Raw genomic sequence first — 1,177 nt, 5'->3', positions numbered from 1 at the left:
CTTGTTTGAGTCTCTACAAGCCAGTATTCAATTCAGGAACGGATTCGGAAGTTTCCCCTCCTCAAAACTCTCCAAGAAAGAAGCCATTCAATTATACCATCCCTGCGAGCCTCCAAGTGCTCGGATTTTCTCAGTTCTTTTTGCATCATCACAAAAAATTCATGACGGTTGTATTGATATTTGTTTGAGCTTCTACAAGCAATTATTCAGCTCAGGAGCGGATCCGCCAGTTCCCCATTGTCATCCATTATTTTCAAGGGTCATTTGGCACCTCGATTGGTCATTTTCAGGCGAAAAATTGCACCTCCACTGCTACCTACACCTACCTCTCTCTACCTTTGGGATCTAGTCCGGCCTGCCCCTGCAGCTTACCGGCAACCAACCTACACTTCAATTCCTGCTCTCTACTAGCCCACTGCGGCTCTAAACATCGGATTTTACCCTCTCCTGCGGCCCATCTCCTGCGGCCCATCTACTGCGGCCCCCTTGTACGGCCCCCTTTTATCCCATTGACCTGTGAGCTTGCGGAGACGTCCCAAGCCTTCCATTGATTGCGCAACCGTTGCAGAGCGTCGGAACAACACCGTGCTGCAACCCACACACCCTTCTACCATTTGAGAGCCCATTATCCCTTTGACATGTCCGATTCCAACTCCGTCCACTCCAGTGGCTCCGGAACCCCCAATCCCAACGACTTGGACTCCCTTCCTGCTGCCGATGGACCCCCTGCGGATGCCATCGAACACCTCCTCTCCGTCCTTGGGGCCGCTGCAGCCGACTCTCCATACCGCGAGGCCCTCGCTGAGTTGGGCCCCGCTACCCTCATTGACTTCCTTGAGCTCTCCGATGATGACTTCACTCGGAGCCGCTTCCTGACGGTTTCCCAAGCCCAAACCCTCATTGCTGTGCGTGGTTGGGCCTACAACCGTGCCTGTTGGGATGCTGATGACTTCGTTGCCCGCTTCTCCGCCGAGTCCTTTCTCCGTTATCGCACCCATCGCGTCTCCATTGGCCGGTCCCCTGGCGGTGACTTGCCCAATTCTCCTGCCCCTGTGGCTGCTCCTATCCCTGCTGCTACCGATGCCCAGGCGGCGGCTCCATCCGCTGCCCATGTACTCTGATACCTGGTGCCGTGACCAACTCCAACATGCTTTGTAGCCCCACCGGGAAATGGGAC

Annotated in this window: 2 protein-coding genes; both read left to right on the top strand. The window is 55.1% G+C overall.

Annotated elements, in window-relative coordinates:
* Nucleotides 1–349 (top strand): hypothetical protein (locus V6D20_14115; GenBank protein HEY9816915.1); only part of this gene is annotated, 349 nt, incomplete at its 5' end.
* Between the two features lie 289 nt (nucleotides 350–638).
* Entirely contained in the window at nucleotides 639–1,121 is a 483-nt protein-coding gene (locus V6D20_14110) for a hypothetical protein (GenBank protein HEY9816914.1), read from the top strand.
* Nucleotides 1,122–1,177: the final 56 nt, after the last annotated feature.

This window comes from Candidatus Obscuribacterales bacterium, from assembly GCA_036703605.1.
Classification (GTDB): Bacteria; Cyanobacteriota; Cyanobacteriia; order RECH01; family RECH01; genus RECH01.
Note: the sequence above shows the minus strand (reverse complement) of the source record. Positions and strands in the feature narration are given on the sequence as shown.

Excerpts from the sequence above, each read along its gene's own strand:
- V6D20_14110 (HEY9816914.1), top strand. The coding sequence starts at position 639 with ATGTCCGATTCCAACTCCGTCCACTCCAGTGGCTCCGGAACCCCCAAT.